The 4731-nt window shown below is 72.6% G+C and carries 5 protein-coding genes, 1 tRNA gene and 1 pseudogene; 3 read left to right on the top strand and 4 right to left on the bottom strand.

Going from position 1 to position 4731, the window contains the following annotated elements:
• The 3 genes and pseudogenes from ACH4UM_RS14130 to ACH4UM_RS14120 all read left to right on the top strand — a co-directional run.
• Positions 1-381, top strand: a pseudogene (locus tag ACH4UM_RS14130) (RNA helicase); the annotation flags it as partial.
• A 176-nt stretch (positions 382-557) separates the two neighbouring features.
• Complete coding sequence (locus tag ACH4UM_RS14125) at positions 558-2102, top strand: amino acid permease (protein ID WP_398177726.1); 1545 nt, start codon at positions 558-560, stop codon at positions 2100-2102.
• A 143-nt stretch (positions 2103-2245) separates the two neighbouring features.
• A tRNA-Lys gene (locus ACH4UM_RS14120) sits at positions 2246-2318 on the top strand.
• Between the two features lie 361 nt (positions 2319-2679).
• On the opposite strand, the gene ACH4UM_RS14115 is transcribed toward ACH4UM_RS14120, so the two are convergent.
• The 4 genes from ACH4UM_RS14115 to ACH4UM_RS14100 are packed head-to-tail and all read right to left on the bottom strand — an operon-like array spanning position 2680 to position 4718.
• On the bottom strand, positions 2680-3732 hold the full coding sequence (locus tag ACH4UM_RS14115) for a M56 family metallopeptidase (protein WP_398177723.1): 1053 nt from the start codon (positions 3730-3732) through the stop codon (positions 2680-2682).
• Between the two features lie 4 nt (positions 3733-3736).
• Positions 3737-4084: a BlaI/MecI/CopY family transcriptional regulator gene (locus ACH4UM_RS14110; RefSeq protein ID WP_398177720.1), complete on the bottom strand. Its 348-nt coding sequence runs from the start codon at positions 4082-4084 to the stop codon at positions 3737-3739.
• A 40-nt stretch (positions 4085-4124) separates the two neighbouring features.
• Positions 4125-4580, bottom strand: coding sequence for an ATP-binding protein (locus ACH4UM_RS14105; RefSeq protein WP_398177717.1), 456 nt, complete (start codon positions 4578-4580; stop codon positions 4125-4127).
• Between the two features lie 60 nt (positions 4581-4640).
• The gene (locus ACH4UM_RS14100) at positions 4641-4718 is read right to left on the bottom strand and encodes a hypothetical protein (RefSeq protein WP_398178629.1); all 78 of its coding nucleotides are present in this window, start codon (positions 4716-4718) and stop codon (positions 4641-4643) included.
• Positions 4719-4731: the final 13 nt, after the last annotated feature.

The following is a 4731-nucleotide window of genomic DNA, read 5'->3' as shown; positions in this document are numbered from 1 at the left end:
CGGAGTGACCGGAGTGACCGGAGTGACCGTGGCGACCGGGGCGGCTTCCGCCGCGACGACCGTGGTGGCCGTTCCTTCGAGCGGCGCGACGACCGGGGCGGCTTCAACCGCGACCGGGACCGCGACCGTGACCGCGCGCCCCGCTCCTTCGACCGCCGCGACGAGCGTGGCGGCTTCCACCGTGACGACCGTCCGGCGCGCCGCGACGAGCGCGGTGGTCACCGGGGCAGTGACCGCCCGTTCAACCGCGACCGCCAGGGCGACCGCCCCGGCTTCCGCTCGGGCGGCCACGAGCGTCCCTACGGCCGTCGTGACGACCACCGTGGCGGTGGTTCCTTCGGCCGCCGCGAGGACAAGCCGCGCTGGAAGCGCAACGGCTGACGCCATGTGAGAGAGAGCGCGCCGCGCCCCCGCCCCATCCTGGCGGGGGCGCGTTGCTTTGCGCCGGCCGCAGGCCGGTCGTTGCCGGGGCGTTTCCCGGCCGTCGTTTCCCGGACGCCGATTTCAGGGCGCCGAGTGACGCATGTCACGCCCCCGGTGAGGGAATCGCTGGGGGCATGACAGATGACGCCAGAGCGAGCTCGAGCGGTGGGCTGTCGGACGAGGAACGGCTGGCCCAGCTCGGTTACACCCAGGTTCTCGCCCGCCGCATGTCGGCGTTCGCCAACTACGCGGTCTCCTTCACGATCATCTCCGTCCTCTCCGGCTGTCTGACGCTCTACCTCTTCGGGATGAACACCGGCGGTCCCGCCGTGATCACCTGGGGCTGGGTGGGCGTCGGCCTGATGACGTTGTTCGTCGGGTTGTCGATGGCCGAGATCTGCTCGGCCTACCCGACCTCCGCGGGCCTGTACTTCTGGGCCCACCGGCTGGCGCCGCCGCGGTCGGCCGCCGCCTGGGCCTGGTTCACGGGCTGGTTCAACGTGCTGGGCCAGGTGGCGGTCACGGCGGGCATCGACTTCGGCGCCGCGTCCTTCCTCGGTGCCTACCTCAACCTCCAGTTCGGCTTCGAGGTCACTCCCGGCCGCACGGTTCTGCTGTTCTCAGCGATCCTGCTCCTGCACGGCCTGCTCAACACCTTCGGTGTGCGCATCGTCGCCCTCCTCAACAGCGTCAGCGTGTGGTGGCACGTGCTGGGCGTGGCGGTGATCGTCGGCGCGCTTGCCCTCGTGCCCGACCACCACCAGTCGGCGTCCTTCGTGTTCACGAAGTTCGTCGACAACACCGGCTGGGGCAGCGGGGTCTACGTCGTGCTGCTCGGCCTGCTGATGGCGCAGTACACCTTCACCGGCTACGACGCCTCCGCCCACATGACCGAGGAGACCCACGACGCGTCCACGGCCGGCCCCAAGGGCATCGTCCGCTCCATCTGGACGTCCTGGATAGCCGGCTTCGTCCTCCTCCTCGGCTTCACCTTCGCCATCCAGTCCTACGACCGGGAGCTCGCCTCCCCGACCGGCGCACCACCCGCCCAGATCCTCCTGGACGCCCTGGGCGCGAGCGCCGGCAAGCTGCTGCTGCTCGTCGTGATCGGTGCCCAGCTGTTCTGCGGCATGGCGTCGGTGACGGCCAACAGCCGTATGATCTACGCCTTTTCGCGTGACGGGGCGCTGCCCTTCTCGCACCTGTGGCACACGGTGGGCCCCCGCACGCGCACGCCCGTGGCGGCCGTCTGGCTGGCTGCGCTGGGCGCCCTGGTCCTCGGCCTCCCGTACCTGATCAACGTGACCGCCTACGCGGCCGTGACCTCGATCGCGGTCATCGGCCTGTACATCGCCTACGTCATCCCGACCCTGCTGCGGATCCGCCGGGGCGACGCCTTCGAACGCGGGCCGTGGCACCTGGGCCGCTGGTCGCAGACGATCGGCGTGATCTCGGTGGCATGGGTCGGCGTGATCACGATCCTCTTCATGCTCCCGCAGGTCTCCCCGGTCACCTGGGAGACCTTCAACTACGCCCCGGTCGCCGTCCTGGTCGTCCTCGGCTTCGCCGCCGCCTGGTGGCTCGCCTCGGCCCGCCACTGGTTCCTCAACCCCACCCACGAACGCACCCTCGCCCGCGAGGCAGCCCGCGCGGGCGCCCCCGAACCGGCCGACCCCTGACCCGTACGGCACGCCCACGGCACGCCCACGGCACCCGCAGCCACCCGGCATTCCCCCCGTACGGCACACTTCCGGCCCGGGACCCCGATACCCGATCGGAGACGCGGCCTCCTCCGGCTATGCTCGGGGAGGCAACATCGCCTGGGCCCTTAGCTCAATTGGCAGAGCAGTGGACTTTTAATCCATTGGTTGTGGGTTCGAGTCCCACAGGGCCTACGGTTCGCAGGCGGGCTCTCTGCCCTCTGGCCTGCTGTTCAGCGTCCGAGTCGGCTTCGGCCGACTCGGACGCTGCTTCGTTTTCGGGCCCGTGCGCTCACGGCTGTGCCTACGGCCGCGCACGAACGGTCGTGTCACCGTCCCTGGTGCTGTGACCGCAGGGATTCCTCGCGTCGGGCGCTCAAGACCATGATGGCGAGGGCCGGCCTCCCCATCGGATGCCGTGCCCGCACCGTGCACGGCGTCAAGGACCCGTCCGGCCTGCTGAGCCCACCAGCACAGCGCTGGGGCCCGAAGGGCGGAAGAGGGAGATCAGGGCCGGACGTTTCCGGCGGGCGGGTGAGGGCCGGCACCGCCGCGGCTATGAGCGGTGTTCCCGGCGCCGGCCCCGGTCGTGAGGGGCCCAGCAGAAGCCGGGCCCGCGCCGGTGGTCACCCATCGGCGGTGGGCCCGCGCTCTCCACCGGCGCCGCACACTGCGCTCGTTTCGCGCTGTCGACCATGTGGTCGCTGTCGGACGCGGCGTTGGCGAGGCTCGCGCAGCACACGGTCAGCAGGACGGCACCGGCCAGGAGGGGCAGGCTTCGGCGAGCGGGAGGCGGCGCCAGAAGGGCCCGTACCCGCTGGGGCACTTCCCCACCGGTCGCGGCCAGATGAGCGGGGCGGGACACGCCCGCAGACGCGAGGGCGGCGCGCCCGACCACGCGGGCGACGACCGTCCGGTCGCCCACCTGCGCAGCGGCTTCCTCGTCGGCCCGGCGCTCCAGGACGAAGGCGCCAGTGCCGGCCAGGGGACGCAACAGCGGGTTCAGGGCCGCCGTGAGCCGCCACAGACTCAGGAAGAGGTAGTGCCTTCCGCGCAGATGGGCCCGCTCGTGCGCCAGCAGGGCCGCGCGTTCGTCGTCGCCGAGACAGCGCAGCATCCCCCGGGACACCACGATCCGTCCGGGCGCCCCGGGCAGGGCGAACGCCAGCGGGGCGTCCTCGTCGAGCACGGCCAGCTCCGTGTCGCCCGGCAGCCCGGCGCACTCCCGCCGGGCCCGCACGACCTGGCGGACCTGGCGGAGGGCGGACACGATCAGCGAGACGACGCTTGTGGCCAGGACGACCGCGCTGGCGGCCGCGACAGCGACGTACACCGGGTCCTGCGCGCGCAGCGCGGACACCGACCAGTGGCCCTCGGCCGCGACTTGGGGAACCTGCGCGATACCGGCGAATGCCAGCAGGGTGAGCGAGCCCGTCCAGCCGCCCGCCGTGACGAGCGCGGCGCAGACCAGGGCCCAGGCGGCGGGGCGCGGCGTGAGCCGTCGCGCCAGGCGCGGCGCGAGCACCGTGACGACGGCCGTGACGACGGCCGTGACGACGGCCGTGACGACGGCCGTGACGACGGACGGAACGTAGACGCTGATCAGCACCGGCTCACCGCCTTCCGCCGGAGCGCTCGTCGCCGGCGTCGTGCCCGGACAGCAGCTGGTGCAGCAATCGCTCGTCCTGCGCGGAGAGTTCGGACACCAAGCGCGTCAGCACCGCCTCGCGGTCGGAACCTTCCTCCAGCAGCGACCGCATGCGCCGGGCCGTGTGCGACGCCTCGCCCCGGACCGGTGTGTAGGCGTATCCGCGGCCCTCCCGGTGCCGTCTCAGCATGCCCTTGTCGTAGAGGCGGGACAGGATCGTCAGGACGGTGGTGTACGCCAGGTCTCCCGGGAGCAGATCGAGGACCTGGCGGCCCGCCGCGCGCCGACGCCCCGCGCCCCGCCGACTCGCCACCACAGCCGCCGTCCGGTCCGCGATGACGCCGAACCGGGGGTCATCGCGGGACGCGGAGGTCCGCCCATCGGGTGCTTCCACGGGGGCGGTGGGATGTCCCGTGCCGTATGGAGAGAGCGGCGATGATGCCGGTCCCGCGGCCGGATTCCTCCCAGACGGCGGGGTGCGGGCCGCCGGGTGACGGGCGGTGCCGCGGTACGGGGCCGGCGTCCGTGACCTCGATGCGCAGGGCGCGACGGCCGCCGCCCCCGGGCATCGACAGCCGCAGCTCCGCCGGGGGTCTGGCGTGGGTGATCGCGTTGGTGATCAGTTCAGTGATCACCAGGACGGCGTCGTCGGCCGTCTCCGCGGGCAGGGCCCAGTGGGCGAGAACCTCGCGTGCGCTGCGGCGTACGGTGCGAACCGCTTCGGGGGCGCGCGGCAGCGGGCAGATGTGCTCGGTGTGCGGGGGCGGGGCGGCGCCGCGGGCGGACGGGGCCTTGGAGGGGTGGTTCATCCTCGGCCGCCTCCACTTCTTCAGGGTGGGCTCGTCCGGGCGGGGTGGTCGCAGGCCGGGTCATTCGGCGGTGGCGAGGATCTGGGTCAGTGTCGTGACGGCCTGTTCGGCGTCGTGGCCTTCGGCGCGGACGGTCACGGTGGTTCCGGCG

This window comes from Streptomyces sp. NPDC020801, assembly GCF_044334385.1.
Lineage (GTDB): Bacteria > Actinomycetota > Actinomycetes > Streptomycetales > Streptomycetaceae > Streptomyces.
This window is presented reverse-complemented; position numbering and strand designations above follow the sequence as displayed.